Origin of the sequence: Enterobacter sp. ku-bf2 (assembly GCF_001742765.1) — a bacterium.
GTDB classification, from domain to species: Bacteria; Pseudomonadota; Gammaproteobacteria; order Enterobacterales; family Enterobacteriaceae; genus Enterobacter; species Enterobacter quasiroggenkampii.
Map to the genome: position 1 here is coordinate 133828 of NZ_MDVW01000022.1, position 22381 is coordinate 156208.

20 protein-coding genes and 1 pseudogene are annotated in these 22381 nt (G+C 56.2%); 13 read left to right on the forward strand and 8 right to left on the reverse strand.

Annotated elements, in window-relative coordinates:
• Window position 1 precedes the first annotated feature (1 nt).
• The 4 genes from mutM to radC form a co-directional block, all read right to left on the reverse strand.
• On the reverse strand, window positions 2-811 hold the full coding sequence (gene mutM / locus BFG58_RS21180) for a bifunctional DNA-formamidopyrimidine glycosylase/DNA-(apurinic or apyrimidinic site) lyase (protein ID WP_069720518.1): 810 nt from the start codon (window positions 809-811) through the stop codon (window positions 2-4).
• Between the two features lie 72 nt (window positions 812-883).
• Window positions 884-1051 (reverse strand): 50S ribosomal protein L33, encoded by a 168-nt coding sequence (gene rpmG, locus BFG58_RS21185; RefSeq protein WP_003024094.1) that lies wholly within the window; start codon window positions 1049-1051, stop codon window positions 884-886.
• A 22-nt stretch (window positions 1052-1073) separates the two neighbouring features.
• The gene (gene rpmB, locus BFG58_RS21190; protein ID WP_002436699.1) at window positions 1074-1310 is read right to left on the reverse strand and encodes a 50S ribosomal protein L28; all 237 of its coding nucleotides are present in this window, start codon (window positions 1308-1310) and stop codon (window positions 1074-1076) included.
• Between the two features lie 218 nt (window positions 1311-1528).
• Window positions 1529-2197, reverse strand: a complete 669-nt coding sequence (radC, locus tag BFG58_RS21195; RefSeq protein WP_032675724.1) for a DNA repair protein RadC — start codon at window positions 2195-2197, stop codon at window positions 1529-1531.
• Window positions 2198-2368: 171 nt separating this feature from the next.
• On the opposite strand from radC, the gene coaBC reads away from it, so the two are divergent.
• The 3 genes from coaBC to slmA all read left to right on the forward strand — a co-directional run bounded on the left by coaBC (window position 2369) and on the right by slmA (window position 4733).
• On the forward strand, window positions 2369-3580 hold the full coding sequence (gene coaBC / locus BFG58_RS21200) for a bifunctional phosphopantothenoylcysteine decarboxylase/phosphopantothenate--cysteine ligase CoaBC (RefSeq protein ID WP_086374967.1): 1212 nt from the start codon (window positions 2369-2371) through the stop codon (window positions 3578-3580).
• Window positions 3558-4016 carry a dUTP diphosphatase gene (gene dut, locus BFG58_RS21205; RefSeq protein ID WP_008502691.1) on the forward strand — a complete coding sequence of 153 codons (459 nt, stop codon included), beginning with the start codon at window positions 3558-3560 and terminating at the stop codon, window positions 4014-4016. The genes coaBC and dut overlap by 23 nt, the downstream gene beginning before the upstream one ends.
• A 120-nt stretch (window positions 4017-4136) precedes the next feature.
• A complete protein-coding gene (gene slmA, locus BFG58_RS21210) occupies window positions 4137-4733 on the forward strand; it encodes a nucleoid occlusion factor SlmA (protein WP_008502690.1) in 597 nt (198 codons plus the stop codon).
• An 82-nt stretch (window positions 4734-4815) separates the two neighbouring features.
• On the opposite strand, the gene pyrE is transcribed toward slmA, so the two are convergent.
• Complete coding sequence (gene pyrE, locus BFG58_RS21215) at window positions 4816-5457, reverse strand: orotate phosphoribosyltransferase (protein ID WP_045907916.1); 642 nt, start codon at window positions 5455-5457, stop codon at window positions 4816-4818.
• Window positions 5458-5523: 66 nt separating this feature from the next.
• Entirely contained in the window at window positions 5524-6240 is a 717-nt protein-coding gene (gene rph, locus BFG58_RS21220; RefSeq protein ID WP_006812424.1) for a ribonuclease PH, read from the reverse strand.
• Between the two features lie 125 nt (window positions 6241-6365).
• Between rph and BFG58_RS21225 the strand changes: the two genes are divergently transcribed.
• The 3 genes from BFG58_RS21225 to BFG58_RS21235 all read left to right on the forward strand — a co-directional run bounded on the left by BFG58_RS21225 (window position 6366) and on the right by BFG58_RS21235 (window position 9818).
• Complete coding sequence (locus BFG58_RS21225) at window positions 6366-7229, forward strand: YicC/YloC family endoribonuclease (protein WP_008502687.1); 864 nt, start codon at window positions 6366-6368, stop codon at window positions 7227-7229.
• A 205-nt stretch (window positions 7230-7434) separates the two neighbouring features.
• Window positions 7435-8052 carry a trimeric intracellular cation channel family protein gene (locus BFG58_RS21230; protein ID WP_045907917.1) on the forward strand — a complete coding sequence of 206 codons (618 nt, stop codon included), beginning with the start codon at window positions 7435-7437 and terminating at the stop codon, window positions 8050-8052.
• A 113-nt stretch (window positions 8053-8165) separates the two neighbouring features.
• On the forward strand, window positions 8166-9818 hold the full coding sequence (locus BFG58_RS21235; protein WP_069720519.1) for a phosphoethanolamine transferase: 1653 nt from the start codon (window positions 8166-8168) through the stop codon (window positions 9816-9818).
• On the opposite strand, the pseudogene ligB reads toward BFG58_RS21235, so the two are convergent.
• Window positions 9815-11485: pseudogene (ligB, locus tag BFG58_RS21240) on the reverse strand (NAD-dependent DNA ligase LigB). The gene BFG58_RS21235 and the pseudogene ligB overlap by 4 nt on opposite strands.
• 252 nt (window positions 11486-11737) lie before the next feature.
• On the opposite strand from ligB, the gene gmk reads away from it, so the two are divergent.
• Genes gmk through recG form a run of 5 tightly spaced genes read left to right on the forward strand, consistent with a single transcriptional unit; the run spans window position 11738 to window position 17604 of the window.
• The gene (gene gmk, locus BFG58_RS21245; RefSeq protein ID WP_010426438.1) at window positions 11738-12361 is read left to right on the forward strand and encodes a guanylate kinase; all 624 of its coding nucleotides are present in this window, start codon (window positions 11738-11740) and stop codon (window positions 12359-12361) included.
• A gap of 54 nt (window positions 12362-12415) precedes the next feature.
• Window positions 12416-12691, forward strand: a complete 276-nt coding sequence (rpoZ, locus tag BFG58_RS21250) for a DNA-directed RNA polymerase subunit omega (RefSeq protein WP_000135058.1) — start codon at window positions 12416-12418, stop codon at window positions 12689-12691.
• A 19-nt stretch (window positions 12692-12710) separates the two neighbouring features.
• Entirely contained in the window at window positions 12711-14825 is a 2115-nt protein-coding gene (gene spoT, locus BFG58_RS21255) for a bifunctional GTP diphosphokinase/guanosine-3',5'-bis pyrophosphate 3'-pyrophosphohydrolase (protein WP_045907920.1), read from the forward strand.
• A gap of 4 nt (window positions 14826-14829) precedes the next feature.
• A complete protein-coding gene (gene trmH / locus BFG58_RS21260; RefSeq protein ID WP_048028145.1) occupies window positions 14830-15519 on the forward strand; it encodes a tRNA (guanosine(18)-2'-O)-methyltransferase TrmH in 690 nt (229 codons plus the stop codon).
• Window positions 15520-15522: 3 nt separating this feature from the next.
• Entirely contained in the window at window positions 15523-17604 is a 2082-nt protein-coding gene (gene recG / locus BFG58_RS21265) for an ATP-dependent DNA helicase RecG (protein WP_069720520.1), read from the forward strand.
• Window position 17605: 1 nt separating this feature from the next.
• Here recG and gltS read toward each other — a convergent pair whose 3' ends face one another.
• Window positions 17606-18808 (reverse strand): sodium/glutamate symporter, encoded by a 1203-nt coding sequence (gltS, locus tag BFG58_RS21270; protein WP_069720521.1) that lies wholly within the window; start codon window positions 18806-18808, stop codon window positions 17606-17608.
• A gap of 225 nt (window positions 18809-19033) precedes the next feature.
• Between gltS and xanP the strand changes: the two genes are divergently transcribed.
• Window positions 19034-20425, forward strand: a complete 1392-nt coding sequence (gene xanP / locus BFG58_RS21275; protein ID WP_048028151.1) for a xanthine/proton symporter XanP — start codon at window positions 19034-19036, stop codon at window positions 20423-20425.
• A gap of 119 nt (window positions 20426-20544) precedes the next feature.
• Window positions 20545-22239: an AsmA family protein gene (locus BFG58_RS21280; RefSeq protein WP_048028153.1), complete on the forward strand. Its 1695-nt coding sequence runs from the start codon at window positions 20545-20547 to the stop codon at window positions 22237-22239.
• Window positions 22240-22381 lie beyond the last annotated feature (142 nt).

The following is a 22381-nucleotide window of genomic DNA, read 5'->3' on the forward strand; positions in this document are numbered from 1 at the left end:
CCTATTTCTGGCACTGACGGCAGTAGAACGTGGCGCGCTGGGCGTGCTTCGTGGCAATAATGGGCGTACCGCACACTCTGCACGGTTCGCCTTTACGGCCATACACCTGCAGCTCCTGGGCAAAATAGCCCGGCTTGCCGTCACTTTGCAGGAAGTCCTTCAGCGTTGTTCCCCCCTGTTCAATCGAGCGCAGCAATACGGCTTTAATCACGCGGACCAGCAGCTCACACTCCTGCGCCGACAGCGAAGAGGCCAGCCGATCGGGATGGATCCCGGCGGCAAACAGCGATTCGCTGGCATAGATATTCCCCACGCCGACCACCAGCTTGTTATCCATCAGCCACGGCTTAATCGGGCTTTTCTTTTTCGCGCACTTCGCTTTCAGGTATTCCGCGTTAAACGCGTCTGAGAGCGGCTCCGGGCCCAGATGCGCGAGCACGTTATGCCCTTCCAGCTCTTTCGTCCACAGCCATGCGCCAAAGCGCCGTGGGTCGGTATAACGGAGCACTTTGCCGTTACTCATCACCAGATCGACGTGGTCGTGCTTTTCCGCAGGCAGTTCTTCGGTAAGAACGCGCAGGCTCCCGGACATCCCCAGGTGGATAATGATCCAGCCCTCGGGCAGTTCCAGCAGCAGGTATTTCGCGCGACGCTGCACGCTAAGGACGGGTTGATCGCTCAGGGCGTGGATCTCATCGGACACCGGCCAGCGCAGACGCCCGTTACGGACAACCGCGTGAAGAATCGTCGCGCCGACCAGATGGGGCTCAATGCCGCGACGGCTGGTTTCTACCTCAGGTAATTCAGGCATGGTTCCTCCGTTGAGATACAGAATGCAAAAAACCCCGCAGTTGCGGGGTTTTTCGATACAAGGAGACTAAAATTATTTGATTTTAGCTTCTTTGTACAGTACGTGCTGGCGTACAACTGGATCGAATTTTTTCAGTTCCAGTTTTTCCGGCTTAGTACGTTTGTTCTTCGTGGTGGTGTAGAAGTGACCTGTACCAGCAGAAGAAACCAGCTTGATTTTCTCGCGAATACCTTTAGCCATGATTTATTTCCTCTTTAAGTACTTAGTACTTTTCGCCACGGGCACGCAGTTCGGACAGAACTGTATCGATGCCTTTCTTATCGATTACACGCATACCTTTAGCAGATACGCGCAGGGTGACAAAACGCTTCTCGCTCTCAACCCAGAAACGGTGAGAGTGCAGGTTCGGCAGGAAACGGCGTTTAGTCGCGTTCAGTGCGTGGGAACGGTTGTTACCGGTCACCGGACGCTTGCCAGTAACTTGGCAGACTCGGGACATGTCTATTCTCCAAAAATCAAATTAGCTCGAGCTTCGTATGGGGTATCGGCGCCTCGTCAGGCTTTACAGCCCGGTCATCGCATAGTTCTAAGTGAACTCTCGATTGCCAGGCCCAAATGCCAAACCCGAGATTCTCAAAGGTGGCGTAGTATACGCTGACTCGGCGGTGTGCTCAAGTCCCGAACAGACAAAGATCCCGATGGATCGCGAGAAATAGCCTAAATCCAGCCATGTTCTGCAAAAGAAATGTACTCTCCGCGGCCAATTATCAGATGGTCCAGCACACGAATGTCCATGAATTGACAGCATTTGATAATGCGCTCGGTGATTTCTTTGTCCGCTCTGCTCGGTTCTGCACAGCCAGAGGGGTGATTATGCGCGAGGATCACGCCCGCTGCATTCACTTTTATCGCTTCCCGCACAATTTCACGCGGATGCACCTCAACGTGGCTTAACGTGCCGGCAAAGAGGCAGCTATGTTTCAGTACCCGGTTTCGGTTATCGACAAAGATCACCATAAAGATCTCGCGCTCGATATCGGTTAACTGGCTTTGCAGATATTCACGCGTCATCGCTGGCGTCAGGATCGGATCGTCCTTCTCCATGCGGACATTGTAAAAACGGCGGGCAAGTTCGGCAATGGCCCTCAACTGGGCATATTTCGCCACGCCGATCCCCTCAACATGCTTAAACTGCGCCAGCTCGGCGGTCAGTAAACCGTACAGCGAACCGAAACGTGCTATCAGCTCTTTTGCCAACGTAAATACCGTTTTGCCGGGCGTTCCGGTACGTAAAAAGAGCGCCAGCAGTTCATCATCTTTTAACAGGGTGACGTCGTAGCGCAGCAGTTTTTCACGCGGCAGCAGCTGCTCATCCTCTTCTTCCATGCTCTTTCTCCCTTTTTAACCGCATGCTGCCACAGGCCCATCCGGCGCTCGACGGCCACGTTGCGTTCTTGCGTAGCGTCTCGCAAAGTGGTCGAAGGACAAAATCACCCCGTTTTGGGGATTGTGATAAAATGCCCGCTCTCTGGTGAAACCCAACAGGAAAGAATCATGATGAGCCTGGCCGGTAAAAAAATCGTTCTTGGCGTGAGCGGCGGTATTGCTGCCTACAAAGCGCCGGAGCTGGTGCGTCGTCTGCGCGAGCGCGGGGCAGATGTGCGGGTCGCGATAACCGAAGGCGGTAAAGCCTTTATCACTCCTCTGAGCCTGCAGGCCGTTTCAGGATACCCGGTATCTGACAGCCTGCTCGATCCGGCTGCCGAAGCCGCGATGGGCCATATTGAGCTTGGGAAATGGGCAGACCTGGTTATCCTCGCCCCCGCCACCGCGGATTTAATCGCTCGGGTGGCGGCCGGTATGGCAAACGATCTGGTTTCCACCATTTGTCTGGCTACGCCTGCCCCTGTTGCCGTCGTTCCGGCCATGAACCAGCAGATGTACCGTAATGCCGCCACTCAGCATAATCTTGAGACGCTGGCCTCACGCGGCCTGCTTATCTGGGGTCCGGACAGCGGCAGCCAGGCCTGCGGCGATGTTGGTCCGGGCCGCATGCTCGATCCGCTAACGATTGTTGATATGGCCGCAGCCCATTTTTCGCCTGTCAACGATCTGCAACATCTCAACATCATGATTACCGCGGGTCCCACGCGCGAGCCGCTGGATCCGGTGCGCTACATCACCAACCATAGCTCCGGCAAAATGGGCTTTGCGATTGCCGCCGCCGCTGCGAAGCGTGGCGCGAACGTCACGCTGGTGAGCGGCCCGGTCTCTCTGCCTACCCCTGCGTTTGTGAAGCGAATTGACGTTACCACCGCGCTGGAGATGGAAGCCGCCGTGCAGGCACATGCTCAAAACCAGCAGATTTTTATCGGCTGTGCGGCCGTTGCAGACTATCGCGCCGAGACGATCGCCGAGGCTAAAATTAAAAAGCAAGGCGATGAATTAACACTAAAAATGGTGAAAAATCCGGACATTGTTGCCGGTGTCGCCGCACTAAAAAGCCACCGTCCATACGTTGTTGGGTTTGCCGCAGAAACGAATAATGTGGAAGAATATGCCCGGCAAAAACGTACCCGCAAAAACCTCGATTTAATTTGCGCGAACGACGTATCGCTGGCCACACAAGGATTTAACAGCGACAGCAACGCACTGCACCTTTTCTGGCAGGATGGAGATAAAGTCTTACCGCTTGAGCGCAAGGAACTCCTGGGCCAACATTTACTCGACGAGATCGTTACCCGTTATGATGAAAAAAATCGACGTTAAGATTCTGGACCCGCGTGTTGGCGAGCAATTTCCGCTGCCAACCTATGCCACCTCCGGCTCTGCCGGTCTTGACCTGCGCGCCTGTCTCGATGACGCCGTAGAACTGGCTCCGGGTGCCACGACCCTGGTTCCGACTGGCCTGGCGATTCACATCGCTGACCCGTCGCTGGCGGCGGTGATCTTGCCGCGTTCTGGCCTGGGCCATAAGCACGGCGTTGTGCTGGGTAACCTGGTGGGCCTGATCGACTCCGACTACCAGGGTCAGCTGATGGTCTCCGTCTGGAACCGTGGTCAGGACAGCTTCACCATTGAACCGGGCGAGCGTATCGCACAGATGGTCTTTGTACCGGTGGTACAGGCAGAATTTAACCTGGTGGCAGACTTTGATGCCACCGACCGTGGCGAAGGCGGCTTCGGCCATTCCGGGCGCAAATAACTGCCCGACAGACACGTATCCCACAGCGTCATAATGCAATAACAAACCGCAAACGTCCGTTTGCGGTCGCTGTGTGGATGCCAGCCTGGCAAGTGCTTATTTTCAGGGGTATTTTGTAACATGGCAGAAAAACAAACCGCGAAAAGGAATCGTCGCGAAGAAATACTTCAATCTCTGGCTCTGATGCTTGAATCCAGCGATGGCAGTCAACGCATCACCACCGCTAAACTGGCCGCCTCCGTAGGCGTGTCTGAGGCGGCGCTGTACCGTCATTTTCCGAGCAAGACCCGGATGTTCGACAGCCTGATCGAGTTTATTGAAGACAGCCTGATCACACGCATCAACCTGATTCTGAAAGACGAAAAAGACACCACCGCGCGTCTGCGTCTGATTGTGCTGTTAATCCTGGGCTTTGGTGAACGCAATCCGGGCTTAACCCGTATCCTGACCGGCCACGCGCTGATGTTTGAACAAGACAGACTGCAGGGCCGCATTAACCAACTTTTCGAACGCATTGAAGCGCAGCTGCGCCAGGTGCTGCGCGAGAAGAAAATGCGTGAAGGTGAAGGATACAGCATTGATGAAACGCTGCTGGCGAGCCAGATTCTGGCGTTTTGTGAAGGGATGCTCTCCCGCTTTGTGCGTAGCGAGTTCAAATACCGCCCAACGGACGATTTTGACGCCCGCTGGCCGTTAGTCGCAGCACAATTACAGTAACGCCATCGCCGGATGGCGGCTTCGCCTTATCCGGCCTGCGAACGGGTAGGCCCGGTAAGCGTAGCGCCACCGGGCAATGCAATTAAACCCCAAACGCTTCGCGATACGCTTTTACCGCTGCCAGATGGTCCGCCATCTCAGGCTTCTCTTCCAGATACACAATCAGCTCTTTCAGGGTGATAATCGACGTCACTTTGCAGTTGTAGTCGCGCTCCACTTCCTGAATGGCGGAGATTTCTCCACGACCACGCTCCTGACGATCCAGCGAAATCAACACGCCAGCCAGCGTTGCACCGTTGGCCTGGATAATCTCCATTGATTCGCGGATCGCCGTGCCTGCGGTGATCACGTCGTCCACCAGCATGACGCGGCCCTGCAGCGCGCTGCCGACCAGATTCCCGCCTTCACCGTGGGTTTTAGCCTCTTTGCGGTTAAAGCAGTACGGCACGTCGCGGTCATGGTGTTCCGCCAGCGCCACCGCGGTGGTAGTCGCAATCGGAATGCCTTTATAGGCCGGGCCAAACAGCAGGTCAAAATCAATCCCGGAATCTACCAGCGCTTCGGCATAGAAACGGCCTAACAATGCCAGATCGCGCCCGGTATTAAACAGCCCGGCGTTGAAGAAATAGGGACTCTTACGCCCGGATTTCAGCGTAAATTCGCCAAACTTAAGTACCTGCTTGTTAAGCGCAAACTCAATAAACTGGCGCTGATACGATTTCATGGATTTGCTCCTTTGGTTTTCTGTCTTACAGGCAAAAAAAAGGCGACTCATTGGTCGCCTTTAAAATCAATTTTCTAACGCCGCTTTCTGCGTCGTGACAATGGATTCGATTCCCCCTCGGGCCAACGCCAGCAGGGAGAGAAGTTCTTCGTGAGTGAACGGCTCGCCTTCTGCCGTGCCCTGCACCTCAATGATGCGACCATCTTCGGTCATCACCACGTTCATGTCTGTCTCTGCCGCGGAATCTTCAACGTATTCCAGATCGCAAAGCGCTTCACCGTTAACGATGCCTACGGAGACCGCCGCAACCATGCCTTTCATTGGGTTGGTTTTCAGCTTACCGGCTGCAACCAGCTTGTTCAGGGCATCCGCCAGCGCGACACAGGCGCCGGTAATAGAGGCCGTACGCGTACCACCATCGGCCTGAATCACGTCGCAGTCCAGAGTAATCGTGAATTCGCCGAGGGTTTTCAGGTCAACGGCGGCGCGCAGCGCACGCGCGATCAGACGCTGAATTTCCATAGTACGACCGCCCTGCTTACCCTTCGCCGCTTCACGGGCATTACGGGTATGGGTCGCACGCGGCAGCATGCCGTACTCGGCGGTGATCCAGCCCTGGCCCTGACCTTTCAGGAAGCGCGGAACGCCTTCTTCGATGGAGGCGGTGCACAGCACTTTAGTGTCACCAAACTCAACCAGCACGGAGCCTTCAGCGTGTTTTGTATAGTTACGGGTCAGGGTGACGGGACGCACCTGATTGGCGCTACGACCTGATGGACGCATGATGGATTCTCCGGCTTGAAACGAATGTGGCTGCGCATTATACGGATAAAGGACGCTTATTCCTATCCTGAGAAGCCCCCGAAAGCTATAATCCCCCCATCTCTCCTTTAAAAACGGGAATGTCTATGATCCGCAGTATGACCGCCTACGCCCGGCGTGAAATCAAGGGTAGCTGGGGTAGCGCCACATGGGAAATGCGCTCGGTAAACCAGCGTTACCTGGAAACGTATTTCCGTATGCCGGAGCAGTTCCGCAGCCTTGAGCCTGTTGTACGCGAGCGTATCCGTACGCGCCTGACGCGCGGTAAAGTGGAATGCAACCTGCGCTTTGAGCCTGATGCCAGCGCACAGGGCGAGCTGATCCTTAACGAAAAACTGGCGAAACAGCTCGTCAATGCGGCGAACTGGGTCAAAATGCAGAGCGATGAAGGCGAAATCAACCCGGTTGATATTCTGCGCTGGCCTGGCGTCATGGCCGCCGGTGAGCAGGATCTGGACGCCATTGCCGCTGAAATTCTGGCCGCTCTCGACGGCACGCTGGATGACTTTATCGTTGCCCGCGAAACCGAAGGTCAGGCGCTGAAAGCGATGATTGAGCAGCGCCTTGAAGGCGTCAGCGCTGAAGTGGCTAAGGTTCGCACCCATATGCCGGAAGTGCTGCAGTGGCAGCGCGAGCGCCTTGTCGCCAAACTGGAAGAAGCAGAAGTTCAGCTGGAAAACACCCGTCTGGAACAAGAGCTGGTGCTGATGGCGCAACGTATCGATGTCGCTGAAGAGCTGGACCGTCTGGAAGCGCACGTTAAAGAGACCTACAACATTCTGAAGAAGAAGGAAGCGGTGGGCCGCCGTCTGGACTTTATGATGCAGGAGTTCAACCGTGAGTCGAACACCCTGGCGTCTAAGTCTATCAATGCAGAAGTCACCAACTCCGCGATTGAGTTGAAAGTGCTGATTGAGCAAATGCGCGAGCAGATCCAGAATATTGAGTAATGCCTTTCCGGGTGGTGTCGACGGTGCCACCCATTATTATTTCTAATCCATCCCAACACCTGATTTTGCGTTTCACCGCCGCTCATCAAGCTCATTCAACTTAACTTGATAAAAATATATAGGGCAAACCCTGTCGCCTTAGAAAAACTCAATCGTGATCTTGCGCACAAATCGCTAACCTCCCCGCATTCACACCGGAGGGTATATGCTGCTTCACATTCTTTATCTCATTGGCATCACCGCAGAAGCCATGACCGGCGCACTTGCCGCCGGACGTCGCCGTATGGACACCTTCGGCGTGATCATTATTGCTACAGCGACCGCGCTGGGCGGCGGTTCGGTACGAGATATCCTGCTGGGACATTATCCGCTCGGCTGGGTAAAAAACCCTGAATACATTGTTATTGTCGCGATTGCCGCCGTGTTGACCACCATCGTGGCGCCCGTTATGCCCCACCTTCGTCGTCTTTTTTTAGTCCTTGACGCTTTAGGTCTGGTGGTTTTCTCCATTATCGGGGCGCAAATCGCGCTGGATATGGGCGAAAGCCCGGTCATAGCCACTATCGCCGCGGTCGTAACAGGTGTATTTGGCGGCGTACTGCGCGATATGTTCTGTAAGCGCATTCCACTGGTTTTCCAGAAAGAGCTTTACGCTGGAATATCCTTTGCCTCTGCCGTTCTGTATATTGCTTTACAACATTATGTTTCGAGCCATGATGTTGTGGTCATTGCCACGTTATTATTTGGTTTTACGGCTCGCTTGCTGGCGCTGCGCTTAAAACTGGGATTGCCCGTTTTTCATTACACGCAGGACACCCATTGAATTCTCAACAAAACCACAACAAAGTAGTAAAAAGCACCTTTTGTTATCCCATATAACCGGGCCAAACGCGATAAAATGTCGCCACTTTGTCCCCATAAACTTGCGTTAAAACAATGTCCTTTGCCAAAACGTCAGCACTGATTATTAATAAAAAACTCAGCAGCCATTTTTTAATTTTGCTGCTCGTTTCCGTGCTGATTCAGTTATGGCCAGTATTTTTAACACAACCTGCGCGATTCGCAGTGCGCATTGCGATTTGTAATGCGCTCTTACTGGTCTGCGCCGCAGCGATCTATCGCACGCTTCCCGGTAAGATCGTCGCATTTGTTTTAACCGCCCTGCTTACGTTAAATTTTGCGGTTGCTTACAGCACATGGAGTGTCTACCAGAGCGAATTTAACACCGTATTTGCGATGAGTATTCTCGGCACTCACGTAGCCGAAGCGAAAAGCATGTCAGGTTTATACCTGCACTGTTTACCAGCCGCGGTTGCTTACTTTGTTGTCACCTGGTACGCAATCAAATCGACGAGCGAGCATGTTTCTTCCCGTGTGAGAACTGTCGGCTTCGTTCTGCTTGCCGTTTATTTGGGCTGGTATTCAACGGCGAACTGGCTAAAAAAACGCCACGATCTTGAAGTTTATTATCCGCTCAGCTCGCGGATTTTAACCAATACGCCTTTTTACACCGGTGCAGAGTTCATTATTGCCCATCGCGATAACGCGCTGGCCGAGAAAATTAGCCAGCACAGCGTCAATTATCCTGCATTGCAATATCATGATACGGGCATCGAAAACTATGTTGTTATCGTGGGTGAATCCGCACGTCGCAGCAATATGAAGCTCTACGGTTTTCACCAGGATACCACGCCTGTGGAATCCAGGCTGGCGAAGGACGCCCTCATCTTTAGCAATGCTATTGCCCCCGCGTCAGCCACCGTGCTTTCCGTGCCGATGATTTTAAGCAAAGCTGATCCAGACCACTTCACCACCGATAAGCTTGCTGACAATATCGTTAGCGTCGCTAAAAAAACGGGCTATCACACCGAGTGGATTAGCGCCCAGGGTAACACAGGCAAGAGCAATAACTACATTGTGGCCATTGCCTCTATCAGCCATAAAGCCCAGTGGATTGATACCCGTTATGACACCGAGCTTTTACCGGCACTGGATGAGGCGCTTAAAGCCCCCGGCAAGAAGTTAATTTTCCTGCATATCAACGGCAGCCATGAGATGGCCTGCGATCGGTATCCGGCATCAGCGAATATTCTGCATACCGGCAACAAATATGAAGATTGCTACAATAACGCGATTCTGTTTACCGACTACTTCATTGGCGAAGTGGCTAAACGTCTGCAGGGCAGCGCATCCTCTCTGCTCTATTTTTCAGACCATGGGCTGGAAAAAAACCCGCAATTGAATTCCATCTATATGCATGGCTCACGCAACCCAAGCAAAGAGGCTTACCAGGTCCCCCAGTTTATCTGGTATAGCCAGCAAGCCCTGAATGCCCAAAAAAGAGCGGTAGGGTGGGTACATGAAGCGTGGCCCACAGCAAGCAATTATGAGTTGATGTTAACGTGGCTTGGAATCACAACGGGTGTTGATCAATGCGGCTCGGTGCTTGCACCGTGCTATCAGGCTCCTACACTTATCCCGGTAATTGATGGCGGCCGCCACATCTATGACTACGATCAGCTTCGCGAAACCTTCAGTTCACCAGACAGACATACCCCCTGGCGCAAAGCTAAAGCAAGCTCGCTCTAAAATCCGGGCAGACCCTGCTTGCCTAGCCAGGAAGCCAAGCCGGCAACGCCAGGGTCATGGATGAATGCAACAATTTGTCGCGCCTTCTTCTCTCCCGTTCCCGGCAGGCTCTGCCAGTCTTTTGCGTTACGTCCGCTCAACGTTTGCCACGTTACGTCCCCCATCGCCTTCAGCGAAGCCTGTGTCAGCGGAACACCCAGTGCCATAAGCCAGCGGATAAAAGGCTTCTCGCGCACCAGATTAAATCGATGCCAGAGCGCCAGCCCGCGCGCGGAGGAAAATCCAGGCGTAGCCTGCATTTGCGCCTGCGTTAATAACAGCCACGAAAAGAGATGTTCAAAATGATGCGCCTGCTAGAGGGTCCGCCAGCCTGACTCACCTAATCCTTCAATATCAAATACTTGCTTTGAGCTGAGCCATGCCAGTCGGGCAATAAACTGCTCCATACATTCCGGCGAAGCATAGAAACAGCTAAGCGCATGATACCGTGAGGCGGGAGGCTCAGGTTTATGTCTGTCCGTCCCGCGCCAGACCACCTTATCAAACCGGGGAATACCCTGCCCGGCCAGGCTGACCTGGATCTGATCCCCCGGGGCAATATCCAGCCGCTGCCAGCGCTCAACTGAGCCCAGACTCACCCGCTGCACCTGTTTATCATCCAGTTGCACGGGTTCCAGCGCGGCTACAACGGACATTTTGCCCGTTCGCCCCACGGAAAAATGAATATCACTCACCTCGGCTACCTGGGCTGCTGGCATATATTTCCACGCAACCACCCAGTTGCCTTCGCCCGGCAACCAGCCTTCCCCCGCGGGCGCATCCTCCGACCGCACCACAATGCCATCCGTGGCAAAGGGTAATGCAGCTACGTGCCAGGCCGCGCGTTGTTTCTCAACGGCGTCAACAGATTCGGCGGGTAGTGTATACCCTGCCGACAGCGTAAAACCGGCCTGAGACAGTTCAGCTAAAGATGTCTGCATATTTTTCGGCCCATCCGGCCAGGCCCAGATGAATACGCCAAGCTTATTCAATAGCGCGTTATCGTTTTGGCGCATCATCGCACCTGCCACCTTTGCGCGAGCGTTCATCCCACCCATCTGCCGCTGAATGTGACTGTCGCTTAGCCAAAAAAGCTCGCCCTGTAAGACGCTGTTCGCCAGCTTGCCGGTGAGCTTTTGCGGAACAGACGGGATTAAACGTACCTTCCCGGTCCAGTCCTCCCCTTTCAGGCCATCACCGCGACTGATGGCCTGGATTAACTTTCCGTCACGGTAGACCAGCGTTACCGCCACACCGTCAACTTTGGGCTGCATCCACAGATGTTGCCGCGCACGCATCCATTGTTTCAGCTCCTCTTTGCTGGCCACCTTATGTACGCCCGTATGGGCAACAGGATGTTTGACGCTCCCGGTCAGCGGAGGAAGTTTCTCTCCTGAGAGTTCAGTGCCAAAACAGCGCTGCCACTGCGTTAACCGCCCGTTAAGCTGATCGTAAACCTCGTCGTTAACTTCGCTCACGCCTTGCTTCCAGTAAGCGTCATCCCAGCGTTTGATTTGCGCGCTTAATGACGCCATCTCTTTCTCTGCTTTTGCCTGCGACCAGACCGGGCATACCGCCGCGCCATAGCCACACCACAACAGCATTAACCCGCTTATCCATCGCCACATCGCTACCCCTCCTTTGCGTTGCAGGAGGTATACACCGATGTCTGAAACAACGCTAACGGCAACGGTTCACACTGCGAGACGCTATCCGGTATTTCCTGGGGGTTGCTGAAAACCACGGATAAAACCTGAAAACGGCACGCAAAATTCAATAATCCGGGGGAAAAAGTGTGACAAAGGCTACGTCACACGGCAGTGACGTGTATAATAAGCCCGTATGTAGGACTTCTTCGTTAACACATACAAAAGACTCTCATGGCTCAAGGCACGCTTTATATTGTTTCTGCCCCTAGTGGCGCGGGTAAATCCAGCCTTATTCAGGCACTGTTAAAAACCCAACCGCTGTACGACACACAGGTTTCTGTTTCTCACACCACGCGAGCGCCGCGTCCGGGTGAAGTGCACGGTGAACACTATTTCTTTGTGGATCACGACGAGTTCAGAGCGATGATCGGCAGAGATGCGTTTCTTGAACACGCTGAAGTATTCGGTAATTACTACGGTACCTCGCGTGAAACCATTGAGCAGGTTCTGGCCACGGGCGTGAATGTGTTCCTGGATATCGACTGGCAGGGTGCACAGCAAATTCGCAAGAAAATGCCTGACTCGCGCAGTATCTTTATTTTACCGCCATCGAAAGATGAGCTGGATCGCCGCCTGCGTGGCCGCGGTCAGGACAGCGAAGAAGTCATCGCAAAGCGTATGGAACAGGCTGTTGCAGAAATGAGCCATTACGCGGAATATGATTACCTTATTGTGAATGATGATTTTGATGCCGCGCTGAGCGATCTCAAAACCATTCTTCGTGCAGAACGTCTGCGTATGAGCCGCCAGAAGCAGCGACATGACGCATTAATCACCAAACTGTTGGCAGACTGAACCCACTTTCAGTATCATGCCCAGTCATTTCTTCACCTGTGGAGCATTTTAAGTATGGCACGCGTAACTGTTCAGGACGCTGTAGAGAAAATTGGTAACCGTTTTGACCTGGTGCTGGTCGCCGCGCGTCGCGCTCGTCAGATGCAGGTAGGCGGTAAAGATCCGCTGGTACCGGAAGAAAACGATAAAACCACCGTTATTGCACTTCGCGAAATCGAAGAAGGTCTGATCAACAACCAGATCCTCGATGTGCGTGAGCGCCAGGAGCAGCAAGAGCAGGAAGCCGCAGAACTGCAGGCCGTAACCGCTATTGCTGAAGGTCGTCGTTAATTAAACCTGCGGGTCGCCCTTGTATCTGTTTGAAAGCCTGAATCAACTGATTCAAACCTACCTGCCTGAAGACCAGATTAAGCGTCTTCAGCAGGCGTATCTCGTTGCACGTGACGCTCACGAGGGCCAGACACGTTCAAGCGGTGAACCCTACATCACGCACCCGGTAGCGGTGGCCTGTATTCTGGCCGAGATGAAACTCGACTACGAAACGCTGATGGCCGCGCTGCTGCACGACGTGATTGAAGATACCCCTGCCACTTACCAGGACATGGAACAGCTGTTTGGCAAAAGCGTTGCCGAACTGGTGGAAGGGGTCTCTAAGCTTGATAAGCTGAATTTCCGCGACAAGAAAGAGGCGCAAGCCGAAAACTTCCGCAAGATGATTATGGCGATGGTGCAGGATATCCGCGTCATTCTCATCAAACTCGCTGACCGCACCCACAACATGCGCACGCTGGGCTCACTTCGCCCGGATAAACGTCGCCGCATTGCCCGTGAAACCCTCGAAATCTACAGTCCGCTGGCGCACCGTTTAGGTATTCACCACATTAAAACCGAGCTGGAAGAGCTGGGTTTTGAAGCGTTGTACCCGAACCGCTATCGCGTGATTAAAGAGGTGGTGAAAGCCGCACGCGGCAACCGTAAAGAGATGATTCAAAAGATCCTCTCTGAAATCGAAGGGCGTTTGCAGGAAGCGGGGATCCCGTGCCGCGTCAGCGGTCGCGAAAAACACCTGTACTCCATCTACTGCAAAATGGTGCTCAAAGAGCAACGTTTTCACTCGATCATGGATATCTACGCCTTCCGCGTGATTGTCCACGATTCAGATACCTGTTATCGCGTGCTGGGGCAGATGCACAGCCTCTATAAACCGCGTCCAGGGCGGATGAAAGATTACATCGCCATTCCAAAAGCGAACGGCTATCAATCTTTGCACACCTCGATGATCGGGCCGCACGGCGTGCCTGTTGAGGTGCAAATTCGTACCGAAGACATGGACCAGATGGCAGAGATGGGTGTGGCCGCGCACTGGGCCTATAAAGAGCACGGTGGCGAAAGCAGCACGACCGCACAAATCCGCGCCCAGCGCTGGATGCAGAGCCTGCTGGAACTTCAGCAGAGTGCGGGTAGCTCGTTTGAATTTATCGAGAGCGTGAAATCCGATCTCTTCCCGGATGAGATTTACGTTTTCACCCCAGAAGGCCGCATTGTCGAACTGCCTGCGGGCGCAACACCGGTCGACTTCGCTTACGCCGTGCATACCGATATCGGCCATGCCTGCGTGGGCGCGCGCGTCGACAGACAGCCTTACCCGCTGTCTCAGCCGCTCTCCAGCGGCCAGACGGTGGAAATCATTACCGCGCCGGGCGCACGTCCAAACGCGGCCTGGCTGAACTTTGTCGTGAGTTCTAAAGCACGCGCCAAAATTCGCCAGCTGCTGAAAAACCTCAAGCGTGATGATTCCGTCAGCCTTGGGCGTCGTCTTCTCAACCACGCGTTGGGCGGCAGTCGCAAGCTGGCTGAAATCCCGCAGGAGAACGTCCAGCGTGAACTGGAGCGCATGAAGCTCGCGTCGCTTGATGACCTGCTGGCAGAGATTGGCCTCGGCAACGCCATGAGCGTGGTGGTGGCGAAGAACCTGCAGCAAGGCGACACGACAGCCGTGCCTGCAGCTACGCCAGGCCACGGACATCTGCCGATTAAAGGCGCGGACGGGGTGCTGATCACCTTCGCAAAATGTTGCCGTCCAATTCCTGGCGACCCGATTATTGCGCACGTCAGCCCGGGTAAAGGGCTGGTTATCCACCATGAATCCTGTCGTAACATCCGCGGCTACCAGAAAGAGGCCGAGAAGTTTATGGCGGTCGAATGGGATAAAGAGACCGCGCAGGAATTTATCACCGAAATTAAGGTGGATATGTTCAACCATCAGGGTGCCCTGGCGAACCTGACGGCAGCGATCAACACGGCGTCTTCCAATATTCAAAGCCTGAATACGGAAGAAAAAGATGGCCGCGTGTACAGCGCCTTTATTCGTCTGACCGCCCGCGACCGCGTGCATCTGGCGAATATTATGCGCAAGATCCGCGTCATGCCGGACGTGATTAAAGTCACCCGTAACCGAAACTAGCGGCATGAATTCACAACGTTACGCGCGGATATGCGAAATGCTCGCCAGGCGTCAGCCTGACCTGACGGTCTGCATGGAGCAGGTCCATAAACCGCATAACGTCTCTGCTATCGTTCGTACCGCCGATGCCGTCGGTGTGCATGAAGTGCACGCCGTCTGGCCGGGTCACCGGATGCGAACCATGGTCTCTGCCGCGGCAGGCAGTAACAGCTGGGTTTCCGTCAAATCTCACCAGACAATTGGCGAAGCCGTATCGCACCTGAAAGGACGCGGGATGCAGATCCTTGCCACTAACCTGTCCGCTAAGGCCGTGGATTTCCGCGAGATCGACTACACCCGCCCGACCTGCATTTTGATGGGTCAGGAGAAAACCGGGATCACCCAGGAAGCACTGGATCTGGCGGATCGGGACATCATCATTCCGATGATTGGCATGGTCCAGTCACTCAACGTCTCCGTGGCCTCCGCGCTCATTCTGTATGAAGCGCAGCGCCAGCGTCAGAACGCCGGCATGTACGAGCGCAGCAACAGCATGCTGCCGGAAGAGGAACAGCAGCGCCTGTTGTTTGAAGGTGGCTATCCGGTGCTGGCTCGCGTTGCGAAGCAGAAAAAATTGCCTTACCCCCACGTCAACGCGCAGGGCGAAATTGAAGCCGATGCCGAGTGGTGGGCCACCATGCAGTACGCCGGGTAAGCGATGAAAGGCCGCCTGCTGGATGCCATCCCGCTCAACAGCCTGACGGGCGTGGGCGCGGCGCAAAGCAATAAGCTGGCTAAAATTGGCCTGCACACGGTGCAGGATCTCCTGCTTCACCTCCCCCTGCGTTACGAAGACCGCACCCAGCTTTACAAGATTGGCGATCTCCTTCCCGCCATTTACGCCACCGTTGAAGGCGAAGTTCTGAACTGCAACATCACCTTCGGCGGACGCCGGATGATGACCTGTCAGATCAGCGACGGCACCGGCATTCTCACCATGCGATTTTTCAACTTCAGCGCGGCGATGAAAAACAGCCTGGCAACGGGCCGCAGGGTGCTGGCCTATGGCGAAGCCAAACGCGGAAAATATGGCGCAGAGATGATCCACCCGGAGTACCGCGTGCAGGGCGATCTCAGCACGCCAGAGATGCAGGAGACGCTCACCCCGGTTTACCCGACGACCGAAGGCATCAAGCAGGCGACGCTGCGTAAGCTCACCGATCAGGCGCTGGAGCTGCTGGATACCTGCACCATTACCGAGCTGCTGCCGCCCGAGCTGGCACAGGGCATGATGAGCCTGCCCGAGGCGCTGCGTACCCTGCACCGCCCGCCGCCAACGCTGCAGCTCAGCGACTTAGAAAGCGGCAAACACCCCGCTCAACAGCGTCTTATCCTTGAGGAATTACTGGCCCATAACCTGAGCATGCTGGCGCTGCGCGCCGGCGCGCAGCGTTTCCATGCCCAGCCATTAAGCCCGCGTGATGAGCTCAAAGATAAGCTGCTGGCCTCCCTGCCGTTTAAACCCACCGGCGCACAGGCGCGCGTCACCGCCGAGATTGAACGCGATATGGCGCTCGACGTGCCGATGATGCGCCTGGTGCAAGGCGACGTGGGGTCCGGTAAAACGCTGGTTGCCGCCCTGGCCGCCCTGCGCGCAATTGCCCACGGCAAACAGGTCGCGCTGATGGCACCGACCGAACTGCTGGCGGAACAACACGCCAACAATTTCCGCGCCTGGTTTGCACCGCTCGGGATTGAAGTCGGCTGGCTTGCCGGAAAGCAAAAAGGCAAAGCGCGTCTTGCGCAACAGGAGGCCATCGCCAGCGGGCAGGTGCAGATGATTGTCGGCACGCACGCTATCTTCCAGGAGCAGGTGCAGTTCAACGGCCTTGCGCTGGTGATTATCGATGAACAGCACCGCTTCGGCGTGCATCAACGTCTGGCGCTGTGGGAAAAGGGACTGCAGCAGGGCTTCCACCCGCATCAGCTGATCATGACCGCCACGCCGATCCCGCGCACCCTGGCGATGACGGCTTACGCCGATCTGGATACCTCCACCATCGACGAACTCCCCCCGGGCCGTACGCCGGTCACAACGGTTGCCATTCCTGACACGCGTCGCAGCGATATCATCGATCGCGTGCGCAACGCCTGCACCCACGAAGGGCGTCAGGCCTACTGGGTTTGTACGCTGATAGAAGAGTCGGAACTGCTGGAAGCGCAGGCTGCCGAAGCCACGTGGGAAGAGCTTAAGCTGGCGCTGCCGGAGCTGAACGTAGGCCTGGTTCACGGACGCATGAAGCCTGCCGAAAAGCAGGCGGTGATGCAGTCGTTTAAGCAGGGCGAGCTGCATTTGCTGGTCGCCACGACGGTCATTGAAGTGGGCGTGGACGTCCCGAATTCTAGCCTGATGATTATCGAAAACCCGGAACGCCTGGGCCTGGCCCAGCTCCACCAGCTGCGCGGACGCGTTGGCCGTGGCGCGGTAGCGTCCCACTGCGTCCTGCTCTACAAAGCCCCGCTCTCGAAAACCGCCCAGATGCGTTTGCAGGTGCTGCGCGACAGTAACGACGGTTTTGTGATTGCGCAAAAAGACCTTGAGATCCGCGGCCCCGGTGAACTGCTGGGCACGCGTCAGACGGGGAACGCGGAATTCAAAGTCGCGGATTTGCTGCGCGATCAGGCCATGATCCCCGAGGTTCAGCGCCTCGCCCGCCACATTCATGAACGCTACCCCGAACAGGCGGCAGCGTTAATTGAGCGCTGGATGCCGGAAACCGAACGCTATTCCAACGCCTGATTCAGGCAAACATCGGCAGCATCAGGTACAGCTTAATCACCAGCGCGTTGACGATATCAATAAAGAACGCCCCGACCATCGGGACCACCAGAAACGCCATGTGCGATGGCCCGAAGCGTTCGGTGATCGCCTGCATGTTGGCGATAGCCGTTGGGGTGGCCCCCAGACCAAACCCGCAGTGACCCGCCGCCAGCACCGCCGCATCATAGTTTTTGCCCATCATCCGCCAGGTGACAAACATGGCGTACAGCGCCATAAACAGGGTCTGCACCGCCAGAATCGCCACCATTGGCAGCGCCAGCGAGGCCAGCTCCCACAGCTTGAGGCTCATCAGCGCCATCGCCAGGAACAGCGACAGGCAGACGTTGCCGAGCACCGACACCGCCCGTTCAAATACGCGGTAGAAGCCCATCAGCGCCAGACCGTTGCTCAGGATCACCCCGATAAACAGCACGCAGACAAAGGTCGGCAGTTCAAACGCTGAGCCCGCCAGCAATTGCGCAACCACTTTACCCACGGTCAGGCAGATGGCGATCATCGCGATGGTTTCAATCAGCACCAGCGAGGTAATACTGCGCCCGACGTCCGGCTTTTCGAATGCTGTCGGCACCAGCTCATCGTCCGGCCTGCCGTCCGGCGTGGTGGAGTGCTTCACCAGATAGCGAGCCACCGGGCCGCCAATCAGGCCCCCCAGCACCAGACCAAAGGTCGCGCAGGCCATCGCCACTTCCGTCGCGTTTTCAAACCCGTAGCGCTCGATAAACAACTTGCTCCACGCGGCCCCGGTACCGTGGCCGCCTGACAGGGTAATCGACCCCGCCAGCAGCCCCATCAGCGGATCCAGTCCCAGCAGCGACGCCATCCCGATACCAATGGCGTTTTGCATCAGCAGCAGCCCCACCACCACAATCAAAAATACACCGAGCACCTTACCGCCCGCCCGCAGGCTCGCCAGGTTGGCATTCAGGCCGATGGTGGCAAAGAAGGCCAGCATCAGCGGGTCTTTCAGGGACATATCAAAATCGATTTCCCAGCCCATGCTTTTTTTCAGCACCAGCAGGGTCAGCGCCACCAGCAGACCACCGGCGACAGGTTCAGGAATGGTGTATTTCTTCAGAAGGGAAACGCTATGTACCAGCTTACGACCAAGCAGTAAGACCAGCGTTGCGGCAACAAGGGTCGACAACGTATCGAGATGAATCATAGAAGGCTCCTTTTTTGCGCGTGTTCCCTACACACGCGGCGTTATCCTGGGCCGGTTTGCGCTCTTCATGAGCCCCCGGCGCAAAAAGTGTAATTTTTTTTCCCGATGCGTTGTAGAAAACCTGCTCACAGCGGCAGATTTTCTTGCCTTTTTTTGCTGGCAATCGTTTGCTTTTACCAGGTGGTCAGATAAAATGCCCGCTTTTCCACCGTGGGATTGCCGCCGATGTCCATTAACACCATAGAGTCGCCTGATGCGCAACCGATTGCGCAGAAGCAAAATAGCGAACTGATTTACCGCCTTGAAGATCGCCCGCCGCTGCCGCAGACGCTTTTCGCCGCCTGCCAGCATCTTCTGGCGATGTTTGTTGCGGTGATCACCCCGGCGCTGCTGATTTGCCAGGCGCTCGGCTTACCGGCGCAGGACACGCAGCACATTATCAGCATGTCTCTTTTCGCCTCCGGCGTGGCCTCGATTATTCAAATTAAAGCGTGGGGTCCGGTGGGATCGGGATTATTGTCGATTCAGGGCACCAGCTTTAACTTCGTGGCGCCCCTGATCATGGGCGGTACGGCCCTGAAAACCGGCGGCGCGGATGTCCCGACCATGATGGCGGCGCTGTTCGGCACCCTGATGCTGGCCAGCTGTACGGAGATGGTGATCTCCCGCGTTCTGCATCTGGCTCGCCGCGTTATCACCCCGCTGGTTTCCGGCGTCGTCGTGATGATTATCGGCCTGTCGCTGATTCAGGTGGGCCTTACCTCCATCGGTGGCGGCTATGCCGCGATGAGCGACCACACCTTCGGCGCGCCGAAAAACCTGCTGCTGGCAGGCGTCGTGCTGGCCATCATTATTCTGCTTAACCGTCAGCGTAACCCTTACCTGCGCGTCGCCTCGCTGGTGATCGCCATGGCGGCGGGTTACCTGCTGGCCTGGGCGCTGGGTATGCTGCCGGAGAACACCGCGCCGACCAACAGCGCGCTGATCACCGTCCCCACGCCGCTGTACTACGGTCTGGGCATTGACTGGGGTCTGCTCCTGCCGCTGATGCTGGTCTTTATGATCACCTCTCTGGAGACCATCGGCGACATCACCGCCACCTCCGACGTCTCCGAGCAGCCCGTTTCCGGTCCGCTGTACATGAAGCGCCTGAAAGGCGGCGTGCTGGCAAACGGCCTCAACTCGTTTGTCTCTGCGGTCTTCAACACCTTCCCGAACTCCTGCTTCGGTCAGAACAACGGCGTGATCCAGCTGACCGGCGTGGCCAGCCGCTACGTCGGCTTCGTGGTGGCGCTGATGCTGATCGTCCTCGGCCTGTTCCCGGCGGTGAGCGGCTTTGTGCAGCACATCCCTGAGCCGGTGCTGGGCGGTGCAACGCTGGTGATGTTCGGGACGATCGCGGCCTCCGGCGTGCGTATCGTCTCCCGCGAGCCGCTGAACCGCCGCGCGATCATGATTATCGCGCTGTCGCTGGCCGTCGGTCTGGGCGTTTCTCAGCAGCCGCTGATCCTGCAGTTTGCCCCGGACTGGGTGAAAAACCTGCTCTCTTCCGGCATTGCCGCAGGCGGTATCACCGCTATCGTGCTGAACCTCGTTTTCCCGCCTGAGAAAAACTGATTTCTCTCACGGCAGGCAGTCAATGCCTGCCGTGACATCTAATTACACCATTCCCGCCTTGAGGATTGCGCATAAATCGTGCATAACTCCCTTATGTGCGTTTTGCGGGATGGAAGACCATGAAATTTATTGGAAAGCTACTCGTCTATCTTCTGGTAGCCCTGCTCATTGTGATGCTGGCGCTCTATATTCTGCTCCAGACCCGCTGGGGTGCGGCTCAGGTCAGCAGCTGGGTAACGGTGAATACCGACTACGAACTCAGTTTCGACAAGATGAATCACCGCTTTTCGTCGCCTTCCCACCTCATTCTGGAAAACGTCACCTTCGGTCGGGACGGAAAACCCGCCACCCTGGTTGCCAAAAAAGTGGATATCGGCCTGAGTAGCCGCCAGATAACCGATCCGCTGCACGTGGACACCATCACCCTGTTCGACGGCACGCTGAACCTCTCCCCACAGACCGCGCCGCTGCCTTTCCAGGCCGATCGTCTGCAGCTGAACAACATGGCGTTCAACAGCCCGAATACCGAATGGGATCTGAGCGCGCAGAAGGTGACGGGCGGCGTCAGCCCATGGCAGCCGGAAGCGGGCAACGTGCTGGGTAATCACGCGCAGATCCAGATGAGCGCAGGCTCGCTGACCCTGAACGGCGTACCGGCCACCAACGTGCTGATCGAGGGTCAGCTTAACGGCAAGGAGGTGGTGCTGAACACGATTGGAGCCGATATGGCCCGCGGCTCACTCACCGGCTCCGCCCTGCGCAACGCCGACGGGAGCTGGATTATCGACACCATGCGCCTGAACGAAATCCGCCTGCAGAGCGATAAAACGCTGACCGCGTTCTTTGCGCCGCTGGCCACTATCCCCTCTCTGCAGATTGGTCGTCTGGACGTGACCGACGCCCGGCTTCAGGGCCCGGACTGGGCGGTGACAGATCTCGATTTAAGCCTGCGCAACCTGACGCTAAGCAAAGGCGACTGGCAGAGCCAGGAGGGCCGTCTGTCGATGAACGCCAGCGAGTTTATCTACGGCTCCCTGCATCTGTTTGACCCGATCCTGAATGCGGAGTTTTCCCCGCAGGGCATGGCGCTGCGTCAGTTCACCTCCCGCTGGGAAGGCGGCATGGTACGCACCTCCGGCAACTGGCTGCGCGACGGTAAAGCGCTGGTGCTGGACGATGTCGCCATCGCCGGGCTGGAGTACACCCTGCCGCAGAACTGGAAAACGCTGTGGATGGCGCCTCTGCCGGAATGGCTGAACAGCGTCACGCTGCAAAAATTCGGCCTGAGCCGCAACCTGGTGATCGACATCGATCCTGCCTTCCCGTGGCAGATCACTTCTCTGGATGGCTATGGCGCAAACCTGCAGCTGGTGAAAGATCGCCAGTGGGGCGTCTGGGGCGGCAGCGCGACCCTGAACGGCGCGGCGGCGACCTTTAACCGCGTCGACGTACGTCGTCCGTCGCTGGCGCTGAATGCCAACGCCGCCACGGTGAATATTACCGACCTGAGCGCGTTTACCGAAAAAGGCATTCTGGAAGCGACGGCGACCGTTTCACAACTCCCGCAGCGGCAGACCGCGGTGAGCCTGAACGGGCGCGGCGTACCGCTCAATGTGCTGCAGCAGTGGGGCTGGCCTGCGCTGCCGATTGCAGGCGACGGCAATATTCAGCTCACCGCCAGCGGCAGCGTGCAGGCCAGTGCGCCGCTGAAGCCAACGGTGAATGGGAAGCTGAGCGCGGTGAATATGGATAAGCAGCAGGTAGAGCAGACGATGACGGGCGGCGTGGTGTCGGCGGTGGCGCCGGCACAGTAAAAAGCCGGGTGGCGGTTTCGCCTTACCCGGCCTACGAGGTTTTGGTTCCCTCTCCCTGTGGGAGAGGGTCAGGGTGAGGGCATCAGAGCGCATAATTACCGTAGGCCCGGTAAGCGAAGGGTATGAACCGGAAACATGGGTA

Bases quoted from the DNA above. Each gene is read 5' to 3' on its own strand.
- mutM (WP_069720518.1), bottom strand. From the start codon at position 811: ATGCCTGAATTACCTGAGGTAGAAACCAGCCGTCGCGGCATTGAGCCC.
- rpmG (WP_003024094.1), bottom strand. From the start codon at position 1,051: ATGGCTAAAGGTATTCGCGAGAAAATCAAGCTGGTTTCTTCTGCTGGT.
- rpmB (WP_002436699.1), bottom strand. From the start codon at position 1,310: ATGTCCCGAGTCTGCCAAGTTACTGGCAAGCGTCCGGTGACCGGTAAC.
- radC (WP_032675724.1), bottom strand. From the start codon at position 2,197: ATGGAAGAAGAGGATGAGCAGCTGCTGCCGCGTGAAAAACTGCTGCGC.
- coaBC (WP_086374967.1), top strand. From the start codon at position 2,369: ATGAGCCTGGCCGGTAAAAAAATCGTTCTTGGCGTGAGCGGCGGTATT.
- dut (WP_008502691.1), top strand. From the start codon at position 3,558: ATGATGAAAAAAATCGACGTTAAGATTCTGGACCCGCGTGTTGGCGAG.
- slmA (WP_008502690.1), top strand. From the start codon at position 4,137: ATGGCAGAAAAACAAACCGCGAAAAGGAATCGTCGCGAAGAAATACTT.
- pyrE (WP_045907916.1), bottom strand. From the start codon at position 5,457: ATGAAATCGTATCAGCGCCAGTTTATTGAGTTTGCGCTTAACAAGCAG.
- rph (WP_006812424.1), bottom strand. From the start codon at position 6,240: ATGCGTCCATCAGGTCGTAGCGCCAATCAGGTGCGTCCCGTCACCCTG.
- BFG58_RS21225 (WP_008502687.1), top strand. From the start codon at position 6,366: ATGATCCGCAGTATGACCGCCTACGCCCGGCGTGAAATCAAGGGTAGC.
- BFG58_RS21230 (WP_045907917.1), top strand. From the start codon at position 7,435: ATGCTGCTTCACATTCTTTATCTCATTGGCATCACCGCAGAAGCCATG.
- BFG58_RS21235 (WP_069720519.1), top strand. From the start codon at position 8,166: ATGTCCTTTGCCAAAACGTCAGCACTGATTATTAATAAAAAACTCAGC.
- gmk (WP_010426438.1), top strand. From the start codon at position 11,738: ATGGCTCAAGGCACGCTTTATATTGTTTCTGCCCCTAGTGGCGCGGGT.
- rpoZ (WP_000135058.1), top strand. From the start codon at position 12,416: ATGGCACGCGTAACTGTTCAGGACGCTGTAGAGAAAATTGGTAACCGT.
- trmH (WP_048028145.1), top strand. From the start codon at position 14,830: ATGAATTCACAACGTTACGCGCGGATATGCGAAATGCTCGCCAGGCGT.
- recG (WP_069720520.1), top strand. From the start codon at position 15,523: ATGAAAGGCCGCCTGCTGGATGCCATCCCGCTCAACAGCCTGACGGGC.
- gltS (WP_069720521.1), bottom strand. From the start codon at position 18,808: ATGATTCATCTCGATACGTTGTCGACCCTTGTTGCCGCAACGCTGGTC.
- xanP (WP_048028151.1), top strand. From the start codon at position 19,034: ATGTCCATTAACACCATAGAGTCGCCTGATGCGCAACCGATTGCGCAG.
- BFG58_RS21280 (WP_048028153.1), top strand. From the start codon at position 20,545: ATGAAATTTATTGGAAAGCTACTCGTCTATCTTCTGGTAGCCCTGCTC.